This is a genomic window from Verrucomicrobium sp. GAS474, from assembly GCF_900105685.1.
GTDB lineage: Bacteria > Verrucomicrobiota > Verrucomicrobiia > Methylacidiphilales > GAS474 > GAS474.
This window is the reverse complement of the sequence record NZ_LT629781.1, coordinates 1486850-1504590: the sequence shown is the minus strand read 5'-3', so window position 1 is coordinate 1504590 and position 17741 is coordinate 1486850. Positions and strand designations below refer to the sequence as shown.

The 17741-nt window shown below is 67.9% G+C and carries 18 protein-coding genes; 9 read left to right on the top strand and 9 right to left on the bottom strand.

Features of this window, described 5'->3' with window-relative positions; all coding sequences use genetic code 11:
- The first annotated feature begins 80 nt into the window (after positions 1 to 80).
- Positions 81 to 1286 carry a glycosyltransferase gene (locus BLU04_RS06245; RefSeq protein WP_093283588.1) on the top strand — a complete coding sequence of 402 codons (1206 nt, stop codon included), beginning with the start codon at positions 81 to 83 and terminating at the stop codon, positions 1284 to 1286.
- Positions 1287 to 1293: 7 nt separating this feature from the next.
- Here BLU04_RS06245 and BLU04_RS06240 read toward each other — a convergent pair whose 3' ends face one another.
- From BLU04_RS06240 to BLU04_RS06215, 6 genes are all read right to left on the bottom strand, one after another.
- A complete protein-coding gene (locus BLU04_RS06240) occupies positions 1294 to 2022 on the bottom strand; it encodes a hypothetical protein (RefSeq protein ID WP_093283586.1) in 729 nt (242 codons plus the stop codon).
- A 1-nt stretch (position 2023) separates the two neighbouring features.
- Positions 2024 to 2785: an ABC transporter ATP-binding protein gene (locus BLU04_RS06235; RefSeq protein ID WP_093283583.1), complete on the bottom strand. Its 762-nt coding sequence runs from the start codon at positions 2783 to 2785 to the stop codon at positions 2024 to 2026.
- Positions 2786 to 2813: 28 nt separating this feature from the next.
- Positions 2814 to 3998: an enoyl-ACP reductase FabV gene (fabV, locus tag BLU04_RS06230; RefSeq protein ID WP_093283580.1), complete on the bottom strand. Its 1185-nt coding sequence runs from the start codon at positions 3996 to 3998 to the stop codon at positions 2814 to 2816.
- Between the two features lie 99 nt (positions 3999 to 4097).
- Complete coding sequence (locus tag BLU04_RS06225) at positions 4098 to 6152, bottom strand: sialate O-acetylesterase (RefSeq protein ID WP_093283578.1); 2055 nt, start codon at positions 6150 to 6152, stop codon at positions 4098 to 4100.
- 109 nt (positions 6153 to 6261) lie between these two features.
- Entirely contained in the window at positions 6262 to 7332 is a 1071-nt protein-coding gene (galK, locus tag BLU04_RS06220) for a galactokinase (protein WP_093283575.1), read from the bottom strand.
- Between the two features lie 192 nt (positions 7333 to 7524).
- Entirely contained in the window at positions 7525 to 8796 is a 1272-nt protein-coding gene (locus BLU04_RS06215) for an outer membrane beta-barrel protein (RefSeq protein ID WP_093283573.1), read from the bottom strand.
- 415 nt (positions 8797 to 9211) lie between these two features.
- Here BLU04_RS06215 and BLU04_RS06210 point away from each other — a divergent pair, with 415 nt between their 5' ends.
- Positions 9212 to 10348: a class I SAM-dependent RNA methyltransferase gene (locus BLU04_RS06210; RefSeq protein WP_157895160.1), complete on the top strand. Its 1137-nt coding sequence runs from the start codon at positions 9212 to 9214 to the stop codon at positions 10346 to 10348.
- Here BLU04_RS06210 and BLU04_RS06205 read toward each other — a convergent pair.
- Complete coding sequence (locus BLU04_RS06205; protein WP_093283567.1) at positions 10323 to 11048, bottom strand: type 1 glutamine amidotransferase; 726 nt, start codon at positions 11046 to 11048, stop codon at positions 10323 to 10325. The genes BLU04_RS06210 and BLU04_RS06205 overlap by 26 nt on opposite strands.
- Positions 11049 to 11071: 23 nt before the next feature.
- Between BLU04_RS06205 and BLU04_RS06200 the strand changes: the two genes are divergently transcribed.
- From BLU04_RS06200 to cynS, 3 genes are all read left to right on the top strand, one after another.
- Complete coding sequence (locus tag BLU04_RS06200; RefSeq protein WP_343124803.1) at positions 11072 to 11557, top strand: GNAT family N-acetyltransferase; 486 nt, start codon at positions 11072 to 11074, stop codon at positions 11555 to 11557.
- Positions 11558 to 11573: 16 nt separating this feature from the next.
- Positions 11574 to 12659 carry a DNA replication and repair protein RecF gene (gene recF / locus BLU04_RS06195; RefSeq protein ID WP_093283561.1) on the top strand — a complete coding sequence of 362 codons (1086 nt, stop codon included), beginning with the start codon at positions 11574 to 11576 and terminating at the stop codon, positions 12657 to 12659.
- Positions 12660 to 12782: 123 nt separating this feature from the next.
- Positions 12783 to 13226 carry a cyanase gene (gene cynS / locus BLU04_RS06190; RefSeq protein ID WP_197673052.1) on the top strand — a complete coding sequence of 148 codons (444 nt, stop codon included), beginning with the start codon at positions 12783 to 12785 and terminating at the stop codon, positions 13224 to 13226.
- Positions 13227 to 13230: 4 nt separating this feature from the next.
- On the opposite strand, the gene BLU04_RS06185 is transcribed toward cynS, so the two are convergent.
- Positions 13231 to 14241, bottom strand: a complete 1011-nt coding sequence (locus tag BLU04_RS06185) for a serine hydrolase domain-containing protein (RefSeq protein WP_093283559.1) — start codon at positions 14239 to 14241, stop codon at positions 13231 to 13233.
- 30 nt (positions 14242 to 14271) lie between these two features.
- A complete protein-coding gene (locus BLU04_RS06180) occupies positions 14272 to 15180 on the bottom strand; it encodes an NAD(P)-dependent oxidoreductase (protein ID WP_093283556.1) in 909 nt (302 codons plus the stop codon).
- Between the two features lie 103 nt (positions 15181 to 15283).
- On the opposite strand from BLU04_RS06180, the gene BLU04_RS06175 reads away from it, so the two are divergent.
- The 4 genes from BLU04_RS06175 (at position 15284) to BLU04_RS06160 (ending at position 17723) form a co-directional block, all read left to right on the top strand.
- On the top strand, positions 15284 to 16432 hold the full coding sequence (locus tag BLU04_RS06175; RefSeq protein ID WP_197673050.1) for a PD40 domain-containing protein: 1149 nt from the start codon (positions 15284 to 15286) through the stop codon (positions 16430 to 16432).
- A gap of 83 nt (positions 16433 to 16515) precedes the next feature.
- A complete protein-coding gene (locus BLU04_RS06170) occupies positions 16516 to 17076 on the top strand; it encodes an OmpA family protein (RefSeq protein ID WP_093283553.1) in 561 nt (186 codons plus the stop codon).
- Between the two features lie 120 nt (positions 17077 to 17196).
- A complete protein-coding gene (locus tag BLU04_RS06165; protein WP_093283551.1) occupies positions 17197 to 17415 on the top strand; it encodes a DUF433 domain-containing protein in 219 nt (72 codons plus the stop codon).
- The gene (locus tag BLU04_RS06160; protein WP_093283548.1) at positions 17412 to 17723 is read left to right on the top strand and encodes a hypothetical protein; all 312 of its coding nucleotides are present in this window, start codon (positions 17412 to 17414) and stop codon (positions 17721 to 17723) included. Before BLU04_RS06165 ends, BLU04_RS06160 begins: the two co-directional genes overlap by 4 nt.
- Positions 17724 to 17741 lie beyond the last annotated feature (18 nt).

Below are 17741 nucleotides of genomic sequence, written 5' to 3'. Positions count from 1 at the left end.
AGGCGGGGCGATAAAATGGGCTTCCAAGGGAGGGAATCCTTCGTAAGGTGGGCTCTCGGAGTGTAGAAAAAGAGGTCCATTTGACAACATTAGAAGGCCACGGCGGCGGGGAGCGGTTTTTCGTCGATGTCACGGGCTGCGCCCTCCACGGCGGGCGCGGCGGCATCCCCCGGATGAGCCGGGAGTTGTTCGGCGCCTTGCAGACAACCCTCGCCGGAACCGCCCCGGTCGTTCCCCTCACCTGGGAGGAGCCCCTCGGGGCCTTCGCCCGCCTCGGCTTCTTCCACCACCTCCATTTCCGGGACTGGATTCCATTCCGCAAGCGGGCCTCGCTCGCGGAACGGAAATGGCGCGGCTGGACGCGCCGGAGGCGGGCCCTCGGCTCCGGCGACCTCGACGGCGCGTGGCTGGTCTTGAGCGAGGTCTTCACCGACGGGCGGCTCCGCTGGCTCAGCCGCGCGCGGGAATCGTCACCCCGCATGAAGATCGCCGCCGTCTTCCACGACGGGATCGCGCTGACCCATCCCCACTGGGTCTCCCCGCAGGCCCTCTCCGGCTTCGAGGCCTACGCCGAGGCGCTGACCCGCTGCGACGCGGTGATCTGCGTCTCCCGGCAATCGCGGGACGACCTCGTCGCCTTCTGGGCCGCGCGGGGATGGCCCGCCGCCCGGACCGAGGTGCTGCACTGGCCCCTGCCCGGCATCGCGGCGGGGGACGGAGGCAATGCGGATGCGGCCCGTCCGGAGGCGGAGCCCCGCCTCCTCTGCGTCTCCTCGCTCGAGCCGAGGAAAAATCACCTCCTCTGGCTCGAAAGCTGCGAGCGGCTGTGGCGGGAAGGGATCGCCTTCCGCGCCGTGCTGGTCGGCGAGCGGACGACCGAGGCGGGCGGCGAGGTCGTCGCCGAGGTGGCGCGATTGCGCGGGCTGGGACGGCCGCTCGAATGGATCTCCGGGGCCGACGACGCGACGCTGCGCGGGCTCTACCGCTCGGCGACCTTCACCGTCTATCCCTCGCTGAAGGAAGGCTTCGGCCTCCCGATCCTGGAGAGCCTCGCCTTCGGCAAGGCCTGTCTCTGCGGGAACAGCGGCGCGGTCGCCGAGGTTGCCGAGGGGGGCGGCTGCCTGCCGGTCGACATGGCCGATGCCGCGGCCCTCGCCGAAGCGATGCGCCGCCTCCTCCTCTCCCCGGGCGAGCGGGAACGGCTCGAGCGCGAAGCCCGCGCCCGGCACTTCCTGACGTGGGGGGAATACGCGCGGCGCTTCCTGGCCGCCCTCATGCCCCGTTAGAATCCTCTCAGGAAGAATGGCCGAAGCGCCCGGCGAAGAAGAGCGCCGGAAGCAGCGAGGGGAGGAACGAGGTGATCGCGAGAAGCGCAAAGGAGGTCTTCCACCGCAGCGTGAGATAGTGATGGAAGATCACGCCGAGATAGCCGACCCAATAAATCCCCTGGCCGATCCCGTCCAGATGGGCGGCCAGGAACCCCGGCTGTCCCTGGAAAAAGAAACTCCCCGTGCCATGGGTCACGAGGAAAATCCGCACCGTCGCGATCAGGAACCCGACCCCGACGGCCATCCCGATGGCCAACGCGAGGAGCCGGGTCAGGTTGGGCGTGACGACGGCGAAGGCGACGAGGCCGAGCAGGACCGTCAGGCCCTGCCGGTAGGGAATCGAGGCGGGAGACGGGGTGAGGAGCAGAATCCCCGCCGTCCCCGCGGCCAGCACGCCGATGAACAGCCCCTTCGCCGCGAGCAGCTGAAGCCGGGAAATGGGACGGGTGCGCCAAAAGACATCGGCCGTCTCCGCGAGGGCATCCTCATGAATCACGCGGGCGGCCAGGATCGCGAACAACAGCACCAGCAGGAAGATCCCGAATCCGCCGCTCAAGGAGTGGCTCCCCGCCCCGATGTTGACCGAGCCCGTCGTGAGATTGAAGGCCGTGACGACGGCGGCGACGACCCATCCGATCAGGAGCGGGCGGAGGGCGGCGATGTCTTTCCGCACGTGGGCGAGGATGAGACGCATGTTAGAAACGGGCGGCGGGGTTCTGCCGCAGGGTGCGGGTGACGGTGAGGAAGAGGTCGCGGAGGGAGAAGGGGCTGCCGTCGGGCATGGGACGGGCGCGGAGCGTCGCCAGCGACTCGGAAAGGCAGAGCCGCCCGGCATCGATGATGCCGATCCAGTCAGCCAGCCGTTCGACCTCGTCGATGTCGTGCGAGGAAATGAAGACCGTCCAGTTGCCCTCACGGGAGAGCTCGCGGAGGGCCTCGATGAATTCCTCGCGCACCAGGGGGTCGAGCCCGGCGAAGGGCTCGTCGAGGAGGAGGAGCTTCGGGCGGTAGGCGAGGGAAATGAGAAGAGCCGCCTTCATCTTCATCCCCCGGGAGAAGTGCTTCACCTTCCGGTCGAGCGGCAGGGCGAGCTTCTCCACGAGGGTGCGGCAGAAAGCGTCGTCCCACGTCGGGTAGAGGGCGCGGGAGTAAGCGATCAGTTCCCGCACCGTCAGCGCCTCGGGCAGCTTCTGGTTCTCGGAGACGTAGCCGATCTGCGCCAGCTCGGCGGGGCCGATCTTCGCCGACGGGACGCCGAGGAGGGTGCAGGTCCCCGAGGTGGGAACGACGAGATTGAGGAGCGCCTTGATCGTCGTCGTCTTGCCCGCGCCGTTCGTCCCGAGGAACGCGTAGATCGAGCCCTCCGGGACGGCGAGGGTCAATTCCCGCACCGCCTCGACGCCCCGCCACCCTCCAAAGCGGCAGGTCAATCCGCTGACGGTGATGACGGGGTTCATGGCGGTTTGCGGGAAAGCCTAAAAAGGCCTAGAGGAGGACGGCGGGCTCGCCGCCCATCTTCATCGCGTCGGACTCGGCCTCGTAGTCGACTTCGGCGAGGCCGTAGCCGAAGAGGCGGAGGAATTCCTTCTGGTACCCGGCGAAGTCGGAGATTTCCTTCAGGTTCCCCGTGGCCACCTGGGGCCAGAGGGCCTCGACCTCGGCCTGGATGTCGGGACGCATCTCCCAATCGTCGATGCGGAGGCGACCCTCGGCGTCGGGCGCGGGGGTCGTCGAGAAGAGGCGGTACATCTGCTCGATGCACCCTTCGTGGAGGCCCTTTTCCTTCATCACCTTGTAGAGGAGGGAGATGTAGAGCGGGACGACGGGGATTGCCGAGCTGGCCTGGGTGACGAGAGCCTTGCTGATGACGACGCGGGCGCCGCCGTTGGTCTTGGCGAGGCGCTCGTTCAGGCGGAGGGCGGTCGCCTCCAGGTCTTCCTTGGCGCGGCCGATGGTGCCGTGGCGATAGATGGGGAAGGTCAGCTTCGGCCCGATATAGGAGAAGGCGAGCGTGGTGGCGCCGGGGGCGAGGACGCCGCCCTGCTCGAGTGCGTCGATCCACCATTCCCAATCCTCGCCGCCCATGACGGAGACGGTGTCGGCGATGTCCTGTTCGGAGGCCTCGGGGAGGGTGATGTCGTGGACTTCCTGCTTGTCGGTGTTCACGGTCTTCGCCGTGTAGGGCGCGCCGATCGGCTTCAGGCAGGAGTTGGGGGCCTTGCCGGTGCGGGGATTGTTCCGCTTCGGGGAGGCGAGGCTGTAGACGACCAAGTCGACCTGTCCCCAGCTCTTGCGGATCTGCTCGACGACGCGCTGCTTCGTCTCGTCGGAGTAGGCGTCGCCGTGGATGTCCTTCGCGTCGTAGCCGGCGGCCGCCGCCTCGCGCTCGAAGGCGACGGTGTTGTACCAGCCCGCCGTGGCGGTGCGGTCCTCGGAGGGGGGCTTCGCGAAGAAGACGCCGAGGGTCGAGGCGCCGCCGCCGAAGGTCGTCGCGATGCGGGCGGCGAGGCCGTAGCCGGTCGAGGCCCCGATGACGAGGACCCGCTTCGGGAGGTTCGCGACGGGGCCCTTCGCCTTCACGTAGGCGATCTGCTCGCGGACGTGGGCGCGGCAGCCGTCGGGGTGGGTGGTGAGGCAGATGAAGCCGCGGATACGGGGACGGAGAATCATGGCGATGAAATTGCTATCCCGGGACCGATTCGTCCAGCCCGATCCTCCCGCCCGGAATCGGGCGGGGAAGGAGGGGAGGTGCCGCGCCTCCGGGCGGGCTCAGAGCTTGTTCTTGTCGGTCACCCCGGGGAAGGTGTCGGTCCGGAAGGGGACGGCGGGGAATCCGGCCCCGTTGTAGAGATTGCAGACCGGATCCTGGGCCCAGGCGTAGCGGACGGCGACGGGCTTCGCCACTTCCTTGGAACGGACGACGACGGCCTCGCCCTCGATCTTCGCGTCGGCCCATTTCCACACGTGGTCCTCGCCGCAGACGGCGAAGCCTTCGAGCTGGCTCTCGGGGACGTTGCGGACGAGGGGAACTTTCTTGTCGGGCTCGGCCGACTTCAGGGCGTACTCGGCGGGAAGGGGCTTCGCGCTCAGCCCTCCCTCGGCGTGGGTGAAGGTGAGGCGGACGGCGTCGCCCTCGACGGCCATCGCGGCGTAGACCGGGCCGGAGAAGGGGATCGGCTTCCCGTAGTCGTTTGCCAGGGCGATGGCGGCGAGGCGCTCGCCCGGGGTCTTCTTGTCGCGGGGATGGATGTCGTCCTCGTCGCCGCAGTCGATGAGGACGGCGAGGCCGTTGTGGGGCTGCGCGGCGACCTTCGCCTGCGCCTCGCGGAGCTCGGCCCAGTTCGACTCGCCGGGGGCGGGCTGGTGGGCGCCGATGTTGGCGAGCTGGCAGATGTAGAAGGGGAAATCGCCCACGCCCCACCGGCCGCGCCAGTCGGCGATCAGCTGCGCGAGGGCCGTCCGGTATTGGAGCGCGCGGCCGACGTTCGCTTCCCCCTGATACCAGATCGCGCCCTTGACCGCGTAGGGGATGACGGAGGAGATCATCGCGTTGTAGAGGTAGGAGGCGGTGTTCCACGCGGCGGGAGGCCGGGCCAGCAGGGGCGGGTAGGCGGCCTTCGCCTCGGCGGTCATCGGCGGGAGCTCCTTCTCGACCTTCGCCTGCCATTCGCCCGAAAGATCGAGGTTGCCCCAGCGGACCGAGGGAACCGCCGCGCCTCCCGAGGGGACGGCAAGGCGGATCGCCACGATCCCCTCGCCCGCTTCGAGCTTCATCCCGCCCGGCAGATAATAGCGGCGCGTCTCGGAGACGCCCCCCTTCTCGAACCGCGTCTCGCCGAGCAGGGTGCCGTTCCAATAGACCTTGTCGGCACCGGGAACGACGCCGAGATCGAAGGCGGGGCGCGAAGCGGCCATCTCGGGGGTGAGGGTGACTTTCCGGGTCAGCCAAAAGGCCCCGGCCTCGGGCAGGCCCGCCGCGGCGAGGGTGCCGGGAAGCTTCACCGGCTTCCAGCCCTCGGCGGGGGTGGCCGAGGTGTAGGCGGCCAGGGCGGCCGGATCGGTGGGGAGGGGGAGCTGGCGGCCGTACTGGGTCTGCCAGGCGGCGAGGAGCTCATTGTAGGCCTGGGCGCGGGCGGGGAATTCCTCCAGGAGCTTCCGGTTCCGGGCCGCTCCGTCCTTCATCTCGGGATCGGACTCGAAACCCTCGGTGCTGATCCACGCTTCGACGGGCGTCCCGCCCCAGCTCGTGTGGATGAGGGCGACGGGGACGCCGAGTTCCTTCTGGAGCTTTTTCCCGAAGTAATAGCCGACGGCGGTGAAGCCGCCCGCCGCCTCCGGCCCGGCGACGGTCCAGGCGCCCTCGGAGAGGGCGGAGGGCGCGGCGAAGAAGTTTTTCTTCACCGCGAACTGGCGCAGCTGGGGATTGGCCGAGGCGGCGATCTCCTCCGCCGCGCCGGTCGAGTTCTTCAGGATGAACTCCATGTTCGACTGGCCCGAGGCGATCCAGACCTCGCCGACGAGGATGTCGGTCGAGACGGCCTTCTTGCCGTCGGCCCCCACAACCGCGAGCTCAAACGGGCCGGGGCCCTTCGCCGAGAGGTCGAACGTCACGCGCCAGAGGCCGTTCGCATCGGCGGTCGCCTTCGCCTCGCTCCCGGCGATCGAGACGGCGACCGCCTCGTTCGGTGCCGCCTTGCCCCAGACGGGGACCTTCGCCGCCTTCTGGAGGACGGCGTGGTCGGATAAGATCGCCGGGAACGAAACCTCGGCCCGGAGGGGGAGGGAGAAAGAGAGGAGAAGGAGGAAGGGGATCAGGCGTTTCATGGGGGAAAGCGGTGAGGCCGTACACTTAAGCCGTGCTTTATTGCAAAAGCAAGCCAGCCCTCATCCCCTCGCCGCCCCTACCGCCGCCATCCCGGCGGAATCCGATTCCCTACAGGATCCGCGCGCCGTCGGCCGCCTTCGTCACCAGGCACTTCGTCCCGGGAACGGCCGCTTCCAGGGCCTGAATGAGCGCCTCTTCCCGGCCCGCCGCGACGAGGTTGATCGTCGCGCCGCCGAAACCGCCGCCGCTCAGGCGGGCGCCGTGGCAGCCTTCCACCCGCTTCGCCGCCGCCACCAGGGCGTCGAGCTCGGGGCACGAGTTCTCGAAATTGACGATCGAGCTTTCATGGGAGGCGAACATCAGCCGGCCGAAGGCCGCCATGTCGCCCGCCTCGAGGAACGCCGTTCCCCGCGCCACGCGGTCAATCTCCCCGACGACGTGGCGGGCCCGCTTCAGCGCCGACGGGGAAAGCTCCCCGGCCCGCTTCTCGAGCGTCTCGGGATCGATGTCCCGGAGCGCCTTGAGCCCGAGCGTCCGCGCCGCCTCCTCGCAGGCCTCGCGCCGCTCATTGTACTCCCCGGCGACCAGCGCGTGCTTCACGCCCGAGTTGGCGATGACGAAGGAGACGCCGGGCGCGAGCGGCGCGTTGCGGACCTCGAAGGACCGGCAATCGATCACCGTCGTCTGCCCCGCCTTGCTGAAGATCGAGGCGATCTGGTCGAGGAGGCCGCACTTCACCCCCACGTATTGATGTTCCGCGGCCTGGCCGATCTTCGCCCGCTCGAGGAGCGTCAACGCGTCGTGGCCGAAGGCGTGGGCGAGGAAAAAGGCCGTCGAGGTCTCGAGCGCCGCGCTGCTGCTGAGGCCCGCACCGGGGGGAAGATCGCTCTCGATCCGGAGGTCGACGCCGCCGACGGCGAGGCCCCGCTTCTGGAACTGGGCGACAACGCCGAGGAGGTAATTCGCCCATGTCTTCTCCCCTTCGGGAGCGAGGGCGGCGAGGCTTCCCTCGTAGGCGTCGCCCATCTCGGGGGCGGCGATGAAGAGGGCGTCGTCGGAGCGCACCGTTCCCGTCAGCGTGACCCCCCGATCGACGGCGATCGCGAGGACGAGGCCGTCATTGTAATCGGTGTGGTTGCCGAGAAGTTCGGCACGGCCGGGAGCGTAGCTTTGAATCATGGCGTAAAAAGGGATGGGGAGCCGATACTCTAAACAGGCCGCCGCGCGATGGACGAGCGTGAAGTTGGCCGAATCGCAAGATCGCCCCGCGAACGCGGCTCCCGGGTCCAAGGCACAAAAAACCCCCGGGGTTGCCCCCGGGGGTTTTTCTAAGCAATCAACTCGCTATCGAGTCTCCTGCAACTTCTAAAATTAGAAGCTGTAGACGACTTCGAGGTCGACGAGGTGGGCAGGCCCGTTGCTGCTGCCGCCGCCAACCGTGTTGTTGGCACCGGTGACGATGGCATTGGTGCCGAAGTCAGCGCGGTATTCAGCGCGGAGGAGGGTGTTTTCCCAGATGTCGAAGGAGGCCGTGAGGGTCTCGCTGTAGACATCGGAAGCACGGGTGCCACCGTTGAACTTCTGGCCGTCATCCGAGTGGATCCAGTCCAAACGGTTGGCGAGGCTGAAGATCTTGGTGAACTGGTACTTGGCGAAGACCGCCGCACCACCCCAAGTCGTCGAGTCCTGGTTGCCGGAACCGGCAACGGCGCCGTCGAAGTGGCCGAGGTCGCCTTCCGCACCGAGGGTCAGCTTGTCACCGGCGAACTTGGGCTTCCAAGTGCCGACGATGTCGTAGATCCAGAGGTTGTCAGCCTGGTTGCTGTTGGTCAGGTTCTGACCGGCAGGGAGGCCGGAGTTCACGCCCGTCGTGTTGACGCCGAAGTAGGCGGCATTCTGGACGTTCGCGTTACCGCCGGGGGCCGTCAGGTTCACCGCGCCGAGGAAGCCAACGCTGTTGGACTTGATGTAGGCGGCGTTCTGCGAGCTGTTCGCGCCGTAGACGTTGTTCGTGCCGTCGGCGAGACCGCCGTTGACGACACCGAACTTCACGTCAACGATGTCGTTGAACTTGTAGGCAGCGAGAGCACCGGTGTGGACCAACGGGATCAGGTTATTGAACACGTTGCTGTAGGTGATGTTCATGTTGGCGGGGCGCTCGATAACCTCGTAGCCGAGGATCGTGACGAACTTACCAACCTTGATGTCGATGCCGTTGCCCGCGGGAACGCGGAGCTGGACGTAGGCCTGTTCGAGACCGAAGCTGCCGGAGTTACCGTAAGCCGTGATGCCGTTGGCGACGTCGTTGCCGTACATGCCGTCAACACGGAAGCCCGAGGTGAACTCGTTCTTCGTGGAGAGGGGCTTCTCGATCGCGATCTTCACCGCGTTCACGTCGAAGCGACCGCCGGTCTGGGTGCGATCGCCGCCGAAGCGGGTGTTGCCAGCCGTGGTGCCGCCACCAGTGAAGCTGTAGCTGTAACCGGCGTCAACATAACCGCTGAGGACGATGCCGGGCTTGGCAGTCTCAACGTAGATGGCCTGATCTTCGATCTTCTTCTTGAGGTCCTTGGCTTCTTCGCCGGCGAACGCAACGGAAGAGATGAGGGTCAGAACCGTAAGGCTCTTGAGAGCTTTGTTCATTTCTTTTCTCCTTTTAATTTAGGGTTCCTAGAACCGGCCCCGAAGTATCCTTCAGCGGCCTGTTTTCGGCTTTTTCAAGTAAGCACACAACGTGCCTACCTGATCCCTTTATGTCGCTACTGTGGCGGATTTTCCCCCATCGTCAAATATTTTTACGGGGTCGTTGCTATACAGGGTTATTTAAGGGTACCGACCCGGGAAAACCCTTCTTTCCTTGATTCCATCAACCCTCCCGGCGCTTTCTTCACGGCCTGTACCATTTGGAAGGGGGAAAAGGTACAGCCTCTAATGGAAGCCGCCGGAAGCGAGGATCGATGAATCGCCTTCATGATTCGATCCATCGGGCCTGTACAAAACGTCACCCGATTGTCACAAAGTGGACAAGACCGCTCCCTTCCGCTTCACTCCCCCTCCCATGTCCACCGACTCCCCCCATCTGACGCTGACGATCGACTCCCTGGCCTTCGGCGGGGAGGGCATCGCGCGGGACAACGGGCGGGTCGTCTTCGTCCCCTTCACCGCGCCGGGCGACGTCGTCGAGGTCCGGATCACCGAGGCGAAGAAGACCTTCGCGCGGGGCGAGGTCGTCCAGGTCGTCACGCCGGGGCCCGACCGGGCGGCCGCCCCCTGCCCTTATTACGGGCCGAAGCGGTGCGGCGGCTGCCAATACCAGCACCTCACCTACGAGGCGGAGCTGAAGGCGAAGGCGGGCCACGTCGCCGAGGCGCTCACCCGGATCGGGAAGCTGACCCTCGCCGCCGGGACGATCGAGCCGATCGTCCCCTCCCCCCAGCCCTACGGCTACCGGAACCGGATCACCGTCCACCGGAGCGAGAACGGCAAGGGGGACAAGATCGGGTTCCACCGCGCCGAGTCGCACGACATCATCGACATCCCCCATTGCCTGATCGCCGCCCCGGAAGTGAACGACGCCCTCGGCGCGCTCCGCCGCCAGGAACTCGCCCCGAAGCGGGGCCGCGCGGTGAACTTCACCCGCCCGACCCACTTCTCCCTCCGTCATCCCGATCTCCCCCCCTCGGCCTTCCACCAGGTGAATCTCTTCCTCCTCGGCCCCCTGCGCGACCTCGTCGCCGGGTGGGTCGGGACGGGGCGGCGCCTCGTCGAGGGCTATTGCGGCGGCGGCTTCTTCACCGAGGTCCTCGCCCCCCACTTCGCCTCGATCACGGCGATCGAGTTCGATTCCCGCTCCCTGCGCGACGCGCGGCGGAAGACGCTGATCAACGTCGCGTGGATCGAGGGGAGCGTCGAGGAATGCCTCGGCGCGGCGCTGGCCGCCTCGGGAGCCGAGGGCACCGACGCCCTCCTCCTCGACCCGCCCCGCGAGGGCCTCGCCCCCGGCGTCGTCACGGCGATCCTCGCAGCCGAGCAGCCTCCGCGGCGGATCGTCTACGTCTCCTGCAACCCGGCGACGCTGGCGCGGGACGGCGGCAAGCTCTCCGCCCGCTACACCCTGGCGCGGGTCCAGCCCCTCGACCTCTTCCCCCGCACGGCGCAGGTCGAGTCGATCACGCTTTGGGAGCTGAAGGCATAGAAGACATAAAGAAAGCGTCGAGCCACCCGTCGAGGACCGCCGCCGCCGCGGGCGCATGCTCCCGCCCGGCGGCCAGGAGCCGGTCCGCCTCCTGCACGTAGCGGCCCGGCACCGCGAGGTCGCCCGCGCAGTGGTCGAGGAGGCTCCCGACCTCGGCGGGACCGATCTCGAGATGGAACTGGAGGCCCATCGCCTTCGCCCCCCCTTCCTCGATCAGGAACCCCTGCTCCCCGCACGCCTCGCTGACGGCGAGGCGGAGCGCCCCCGGCGGCAGGCCGAACGTGTCGCCGTGCCAGTGGAGCACCTTCAACGCGGGAGGGAGCGAGGGGAACCGCTTCCGCGCCCCGTCGGTGAAGGCGACCGAGTGCCAGCCGATCTCCCGCTCCCGGTTCTGCACCACCCGCGCCCCCGCCACGTCGGCGAGGAGCTGCGCGCCGAGGCAGATGCCGAGGGTCGGCGTCCCGGCGGCGAGCGCCTTCCCCAGGAAGCGGGCCTCCCCGGCCAGCCACGGATAATCGCGGTATTGGTAGATATTCATCGGCCCGCCCATGACGACGAGGGCGTCATAGGCCCCCTCCGGCGGCAGCGCGGCCCCGGCGTGGAGGTGGACCAGCTCCAGCTCATGCCCGCGGGCGGCGATCCAGGCGGCGATTCCGGCGGGGGTCTCGAACGGGGCGTGGATCAGGGCGGCGAATTTCATGACGCAATTGAGTGAAGCAGGGATTGCGCCGACGGCGAGGCGATTTAAGGTATCCTCATCGACTCATGAACGTCACCGAAGCCAACCCCGCCGACCTTCCGGCGCTCTGCCGCCTCCTGGGCATCCTCTTCGCGCAGGAGGCCGAGTTCCAGCCCGACGCCGCGCGGCAGCAGGCGGGGCTCTCCCGCATCCTCGCCGATCCCGGCGTGGGGACGATCCTCGTCCTGCGGGACGAAGAGATCGTCGTCGGCTCCGTCATCCTCCTCTATACCGTCAGCACCTACCTCGGGACGCGGGCGGCGGTGCTGGAGGATCTGGTCGTCGATCCCTCCTGGCGGGGGCAGGGCGGCGGGAGCCTCCTCCTCGACGCCGCCATCGCCCGGGCCAAGGCCGAGGACTGCGGCCGGATCACCCTCCTCACCGATCCCGACAACGCCGCCGCGCAGGAGCTCTATTGGAAAAAAGGCTTCGCCGTCTCGTCGATGCGGGCGATGCGCCTCTCCCTTTAGGCTCCTCCCCCTTTCCATGCTCCTCCGCCTCCGCCTCCTCGAATTCCGCTGCCATGAGCGGCTCGAATTCTTCCCGACGCCGGGGCGGAACCACCTCGTGGGGCAGAACGGGCGGGGGAAGACCTCGATCCTCGAGGCGGCCTGGTTCCTCTCCCGCCTCCGCTCCTTCCGCACCGGGCAGCCCCGGGAGATGGCGCGCTGGCCCGGGAAGGGCTTCGCCATCGAGGCCGATTGCGCGGCGACGGCGGGCGGCCCCGCGGAGCACCTGATCGTCCGCTGGAACGACGGCGCGCGGGAGACCTTCCTCGACGGGAACAAGATCGCCATGCCCGAGTTCTGGGGCCGCCTCCCCACCGTCCTCCTCAGCGCCGAGGACACCGTCCTGATCCGCGGCCCCGCCGCCCGGCGGCAGGCCTGGCTCGACGCGCTGGAAAGCCTCGCCGTCCCCGCCCACCTCGTCGCCGTCCAGCGTTACAACGCCGTCCTGAAACAGCGCAACGCCTGGCTGCGCGAATGGGCCGGAGGCCGGCGGGGCGACCGCGCCCTCGGCGAGGTCCTCGACGCCCAGCTCGTCGCCACCGGCCTCGCCGTCACCGCCGGGCGGGTCCGGGCGGCCGAGGCGGCGGGGCGGCTGGCGGAGCCGCTCCTCGAGGCCTTCTTCGGCGGGGCCGCCGTCTGCCGCTTCGCCTACCGTCCCGGCTTCGATCCCGCCGGAGGGGAGGAGGCCGCCCGCACCCTCCTCCGCGAGGCCGCCCCCTCCGAACAGCGGCAGGGCCGGACCCTCGCCGGACCCCACCGCGACGAATGGATCATCCAGTGGAAGGGCAAATCGGTCGGCCGCTTCGGCTCCGAGGGGGAGCAGCGGCTCTCCGCCCTCCTGCTCCGCCTGATCGAGGCCGCCCGGGTGAGGGAGGCACGGGGCCGCTGGCCCCTCTTCCTCCTCGACGACGCCCTCACCCCCCTCGACCCCGAGCGGAAGCTGACCCTAGAGCAACTCCTCCCCGCCGACGCCCAGATCCTCCAGGCCGGGACCGTGATGCCCGATGGCGGGGCGGTATGGGAGATCGGGCCGGGAAGCTGCCTCCTCCCGGCGATTCCTTAAGGAATCGGGATCGCAAAGGCGGGGCGGCGAGGATGAATTCCGCTCATCGTCGCGCGGATTCGTTTTCAACCCTTCCCTTCGCTTCCTCCGGCGAAGCGGCACGATACGGGCTTCCCTCCAGCCATGACCAAAACCGAGATGACCCATGCCATCGTGGCCGCCAAGGCCGCCAAGAACCTCACGTGGAGCCACCTGGCCCAGGCCGTCGGCCTCTCCGAGGTGTACGCCACCTCCTGCTGCCTGGGGGAAAACTCCCTCAGCGCCGAGGAAGCGGCGAAGCTCGCCTCCCTCCTCGACCTCGGCCCCGACGTCGCCCAGGCCCTCACCGCCTACCCGTCCAAGGGAGAGGCCTCGCCGACGATCCCGAAGGAACCCCTCCAATACCGCTTCCAGGAAATCCTCTACGTCTATGGCGGCACCCTGAAGGCGTTGATCGAGGAAAAATTCGGCCCCGGCATCATGAGCGCGATCGACTTCACGATGCATGTCGACAAGGTCGAGGACCCGAAGGGGGACCGGGTCAAAATCACGATGAACGGAAAATTCCTCGGCTATAAAAAATGGTGAGGGGTTAGACAAAAGCGCCCGCGATCCGGTCGGCCAGCGCGAAGGGCGTGCTCGGCAGGCTCCGGTTCACGACCAGGGCGAACGACAGCGGTTCCCCGGCCAGATCGGGATAGCACGCCGCATAGGTCGCATAGCCCGGCCCGCCGCCGCCGTGGCCGTAGGACGGGCCGAGGGGGTGGTTCCTCCCGTGCATCACGCCGAGGCCGTAGGCGGGGATCATCGGCACGGGCGAAGAGACAGGCACGTCGACCGTCTCCTTCATCGCGGTTAGCGCGGAGGGAGAGAGAACGTTCCCGGTGAGAAGCTCGCGATAAAAGCGGGCCACCTCGGCGACGGTCGAGATCAGGCAACCGGGCGCGATCCAGCCCGGCGCGTACCGCATCCGAAAATCGCCCGAGATCGACGGCTCTTCCCCCTTCAGGAGGAGGCCCTCCCGGTCGGGTTCGAGGAACGGCCTCGTCCCGGTCAGACCGAGGGGATCGAGGATCGTTTCCTTCACATAGGCATGCCAGACGGTGCCCGAGATCCGCTCGATCACCTCGTTCAGCAGCGTGTAGCCGCAGTTCGAGTAGCTCCATCCTTCCCCGGGCGCGAAGCGCGGCGTCCCTTCCAGGCCGAAGGCCATCAGCCGCGCCCGGGGCCACGGCGTCTCCGGATGGGCGCGCACCGCCGCGCCATATTCCGCCTTGAAGAAATAATCGGACAACCCACCCGTGTGGTTCAGCAGGCGGCGCACCGTCACCCCCTCGGGCAGCGGCGGCTCCGGCAGCCATTCCGCGACGCGGGCGTCGAGCGACAAGCCACGCTCCTCGAACAGGCGGAGAACCGCCACCGCCGTGAAGGTCTTCGTGATGCTGTAGACGTAGAACGGACGGCCCTGATCGGCGGGCGGGATCGTCCCCGCCGAGAACGTCCGTAGGACCCCGCCCCGCTCCACGGCGCAGAGCAATCCCCGGCAATCGAGTTCCCGAAGGCCTTCCCCCAGGATCGCCGCGATGTCGGGGAACGAAGGCATCCTGATGATGTCCTTGGCGTCCTTGACGTCCTACTTCGCCCGCCCCTTGAAGGTCAGCTCCGCCACGCCTGACTTGTCGAGCTCGCCGAGTCCCTTCTCGACCATCTTCCGGTACTGCCCCAGCGCGGCGTCGGAAACCGGGACGGCGATCCCCGCCTCCTTCGCCAGCGCCCCGGCGATGCCGGAATCCTTCGCGGCATGGGCGGCGGAGAAATAGCACTCGTGCTCGCGGTTCGCCATGTCGGCCCCGTCGGTCTCCAGGACGCGGGAGTTCGCCCCGGTCTGGCTGAAGATCTCGCGCAGCACGGCGAGGTCGATCCCCAGCGCGTCGCCGACGGCGAGGCCCTCCGCGAGGCCCGCCGTGTTGATGTTCATGACCATGTTCACCAGCGCCTTCACCTGCGCCGCCTTCCCCGCCGCGCCGACGTGGCGGCGGGCCGCGCTGAGGGCCTCGAGGACGGGCTCGGCCTTGGCGACCGCCCCTTCGTCCCCAGCGAGGATGAGATAGAGGGTCCCCTGCCGGGCCTGGGTGATGCTGGAGGCCATGCAGGCCTCGATCGAGACCGCGCCGACGTGGGCGGCGGCGGCGCCGACCTCCAGGTGGACCTGGGGGGAGACGGTGGCGAAGTTGACGAAGATCTTCCCCGCCGCATCGGCCGCCGAGGCCAGGAGGGTGTCGCCGTCGCCAAGGAAGATCTGGCGCATCGCGGCGTCGTCGGTCACGACGGTGAGGATGAAGTCGGCAGCGGCGGCGACCTCGGCGAGGGTGTTCGCGGCGGCGCAGCCGAGCTCGGCGGCGAGGTCGACGGCGGCCTTGTGGTTCACGTCGTAGACGGCGGTGACGTGGAAGTTCCGCTCGGCCAGCCGCCGCGCCATGTTCGCCCCCATCCGGCCCACGCCGACGATGGAAACGCGGTCCCGCTTGATCTCGGTAGTCATGGGGGGAAGTTAAGGCCTGGGAACGGACGGGGCAAGGCGGCTCCCCTCCGCCCCCCGAAAATTCCTCTGTACCTTTCTCCCTCAACCGCTTATATAGCGCGTTGTGATCACCCCCTTTCGCCTCCTCTCTGTAGCCGCCTTCACCCTTTGCGCCCTCGCCCTGCCGCTCCCCGCGCAGGTCACCGTCGAGGGGTACAAGATCCCCGTCAGCGTCGCCCCGTTCAGCGGCCCGGGCGGCGAGGAGGCGGCCCGCATCGTCATCGCCGACCTCAACCGCTCCCTCCTCATCGACGCCACGCCGGGGGCCTCGGGCGGGAAGATCGTCAGCGCCACCCTCTCCGCCGGCTCCCTCAGCGGCCAGCTGACCGACAACGGGAACAGCCTCGTCGCGAAGACCTTCTCCGGCGACGTCCGCCGCGCGGCCCATCTCTTCTCCGACGAGGTCCTCTTCGCCCTGACCCGCGTGAAGGGCTTCTCGACGAACCAGATCGCCGTCATCTCCGCCCAGGGCGGGGCGAAGGAACTCTGCGTCGTCGGCATCGACGGGGCCGACGGGAAGAAGCTGACGAACGACCACACCCTCTCCTCCCGCCCGCAGTGGAGCCACGACGGGACGAAGATCGCCTACACCTCCTACCTCAAGGGCTATCCCGACTGCTACGTCATCACCCTCGCCACCAGCCAGCGCCTCCGCGTCGCCTTCTTCCCCGGCATCAACACCGGGGCCTCCTTCTCCCCCGACGGCGGCCGCCTCGCGCTGACGCTCAGCAAGGACGGCTCCCCGCAGATCTACACGATCCCCTCCGGCGGCGGCGCGGCCTCCCGCCTCACCAGCGGCACCGGGACCGCCACCTCCCCCAGCTGGTCCCCCGACGGCACCCGCGTCGTCTTCGACTCGGACGAGCACGGCAGCGCCCAGCTCTACACCGTCCCCGCCGGCGGCGGCACGCCGACCCGCCTCGTCACGAGCGTCTCCTACAACACGGAGCCCGATTGGTCGCCCGACGGGACGAAGATCGCCTTCACCGGCCGCTCGGCGGGCCAGTTCCAGATCGGCGTCTACGACCTCTCGACCGGCCGCTCCGTCCTCGTCACCACCTCGGGCGGGCAGAACCCGACCTGGACCACCAATTCCCGCCACCTGGTCTACGCCCGCAGCGGCGACCTCTATATCCTCGATACCGTCACCGGCCGCACCGCCCCCCTCCCCGTCGGCCTCAGCCGGTGCAGCGAGCCCGCCATCGCCCACTAAAAGAGGGGCGCGAAAAAAAGTTGAAATATCGGCTGTACTTTTTAAGGAAGTAGCGTAATATCTAACATAACCTATTTAAAATCATGAAGATTCTTTCCCTCTCCCGTCTCGCGACCCTCGCCATCGCGGCGACCCTCGTCCTCGGCGGCTGCAGCAATCCGTCGAAGAAACATCCCGGCAGCGGCGACTCAGGCGACCTGGTCGATCCGAACCTTCCCGGCGGCACCGACGCACTGAGCCCGAACGGCATTCCCGCCGGAGAGCGTCCCCCCAACATCGATCCCAATGCCGACGTCGATTACTCCGTCCTCTCCTCCGAAACCATCTACTTCGACTACGACAGCACCGTCGTGAAGGGGAGCGAGCGGGGCAAGCTCCAAAAGATCGCCGACTATCTGAAGGACAACCCCGGCAAGCGCCTCATGCTCGCCGGCCACACCGACGTCCGCGGCACCCCCGAATACAATCGCGGCCTCGGCGAGCGCCGCGCCCAGACCGTCCGGGAATACCTCGCCGGCCTCGGCGTCGCCCCCGGCAGCCTCTTCACGATCTCCTACGGCTCGGAAAAGCCCGCCGTCGACGCCGCCAACGAGGACGCCTACTCGAAGAACCGCCGCGTCGCCCCCGGCGTCATCACGAAGTAAAGAGCCGTCCACATTCCGGTTCTGAAACCAAGGGAGGCTTCGGCCTCCCTTTTTTTGGCCGCTTGGGGGGGGAGGGCGATCGGACTTGTCCCGCTGCGTGGGCGAGCGTAAGATCGATTCATGCTCGATTGGAACCAATGCGCGGCTGTCGAACACGATCCCGAGGTCGTGAGCGGCTCGTGGGTCTTCAAAGGCACCCGGGTTCCGGTGAAGGCCCTCTTTGAAAACCTCGAAGACGGAGCCAGCATCACCGATTTCGTCGTCTGGTTTCCCGGCGTCACCCGGGAACAGGCCGAGGCCGTCCTGGGGCATGCCGAGAAAAGTCTGTTGGCGGCATGAGGGTGCTGTTCGATCAGGGGACGCCCGCCCCGCTCCGGGAACACCTGCCGGGATGCGAGGTCCGGACGGCCTTTGAGATGGGCTGGTCCCGCCTCAAGAACGGCGAGCTCCTGGCCATGGCCGACCACGATTTCGACGTCCTGGTCACCACCGACCAGAACCTCCGCTACCAGCAGAACCTGACGGGACGAAAGACCGCGCTCCTGATCCTGCCGACGACGAGCTGGCCTCGGCTCCGAAGCCGCGTCGCCGACATCGCTGCGGCCCTGGGCGGGATGAAAGCTGGCGACTATCTCGAATTGCCCTAAGCTCATCCCCGTCCTCCC

What these genes read in the sequence shown, in the direction of transcription:
- BLU04_RS06240 (WP_093283586.1), bottom strand. Translation starts at nt 2,022, where the DNA reads ATGCGTCTCATCCTCGCCCACGTGCGGAAAGACATCGCCGCCCTCCGC.
- BLU04_RS06235 (WP_093283583.1), bottom strand. Translation starts at nt 2,785, where the DNA reads ATGAACCCCGTCATCACCGTCAGCGGATTGACCTGCCGCTTTGGAGGG.
- fabV (WP_093283580.1), bottom strand. Translation starts at nt 3,998, where the DNA reads ATGATTCTCCGTCCCCGTATCCGCGGCTTCATCTGCCTCACCACCCAC.
- BLU04_RS06225 (WP_093283578.1), bottom strand. Translation starts at nt 6,152, where the DNA reads ATGAAACGCCTGATCCCCTTCCTCCTTCTCCTCTCTTTCTCCCTCCCC.
- galK (WP_093283575.1), bottom strand. Translation starts at nt 7,332, where the DNA reads ATGATTCAAAGCTACGCTCCCGGCCGTGCCGAACTTCTCGGCAACCAC.
- BLU04_RS06215 (WP_093283573.1), bottom strand. Translation starts at nt 8,796, where the DNA reads ATGAACAAAGCTCTCAAGAGCCTTACGGTTCTGACCCTCATCTCTTCC.
- BLU04_RS06210 (WP_157895160.1), top strand. Translation starts at nt 9,212, where the DNA reads ATGTCCACCGACTCCCCCCATCTGACGCTGACGATCGACTCCCTGGCC.
- BLU04_RS06205 (WP_093283567.1), bottom strand. Translation starts at nt 11,048, where the DNA reads ATGAAATTCGCCGCCCTGATCCACGCCCCGTTCGAGACCCCCGCCGGA.
- recF (WP_093283561.1), top strand. Translation starts at nt 11,574, where the DNA reads ATGCTCCTCCGCCTCCGCCTCCTCGAATTCCGCTGCCATGAGCGGCTC.
- cynS (WP_197673052.1), top strand. Translation starts at nt 12,783, where the DNA reads ATGACCAAAACCGAGATGACCCATGCCATCGTGGCCGCCAAGGCCGCC.
- BLU04_RS06185 (WP_093283559.1), bottom strand. Translation starts at nt 14,241, where the DNA reads ATGCCTTCGTTCCCCGACATCGCGGCGATCCTGGGGGAAGGCCTTCGG.
- BLU04_RS06180 (WP_093283556.1), bottom strand. Translation starts at nt 15,180, where the DNA reads ATGACTACCGAGATCAAGCGGGACCGCGTTTCCATCGTCGGCGTGGGC.
- BLU04_RS06170 (WP_093283553.1), top strand. Translation starts at nt 16,516, where the DNA reads ATGAAGATTCTTTCCCTCTCCCGTCTCGCGACCCTCGCCATCGCGGCG.
- BLU04_RS06165 (WP_093283551.1), top strand. Translation starts at nt 17,197, where the DNA reads ATGCTCGATTGGAACCAATGCGCGGCTGTCGAACACGATCCCGAGGTC.
- BLU04_RS06160 (WP_093283548.1), top strand. Translation starts at nt 17,412, where the DNA reads ATGAGGGTGCTGTTCGATCAGGGGACGCCCGCCCCGCTCCGGGAACAC.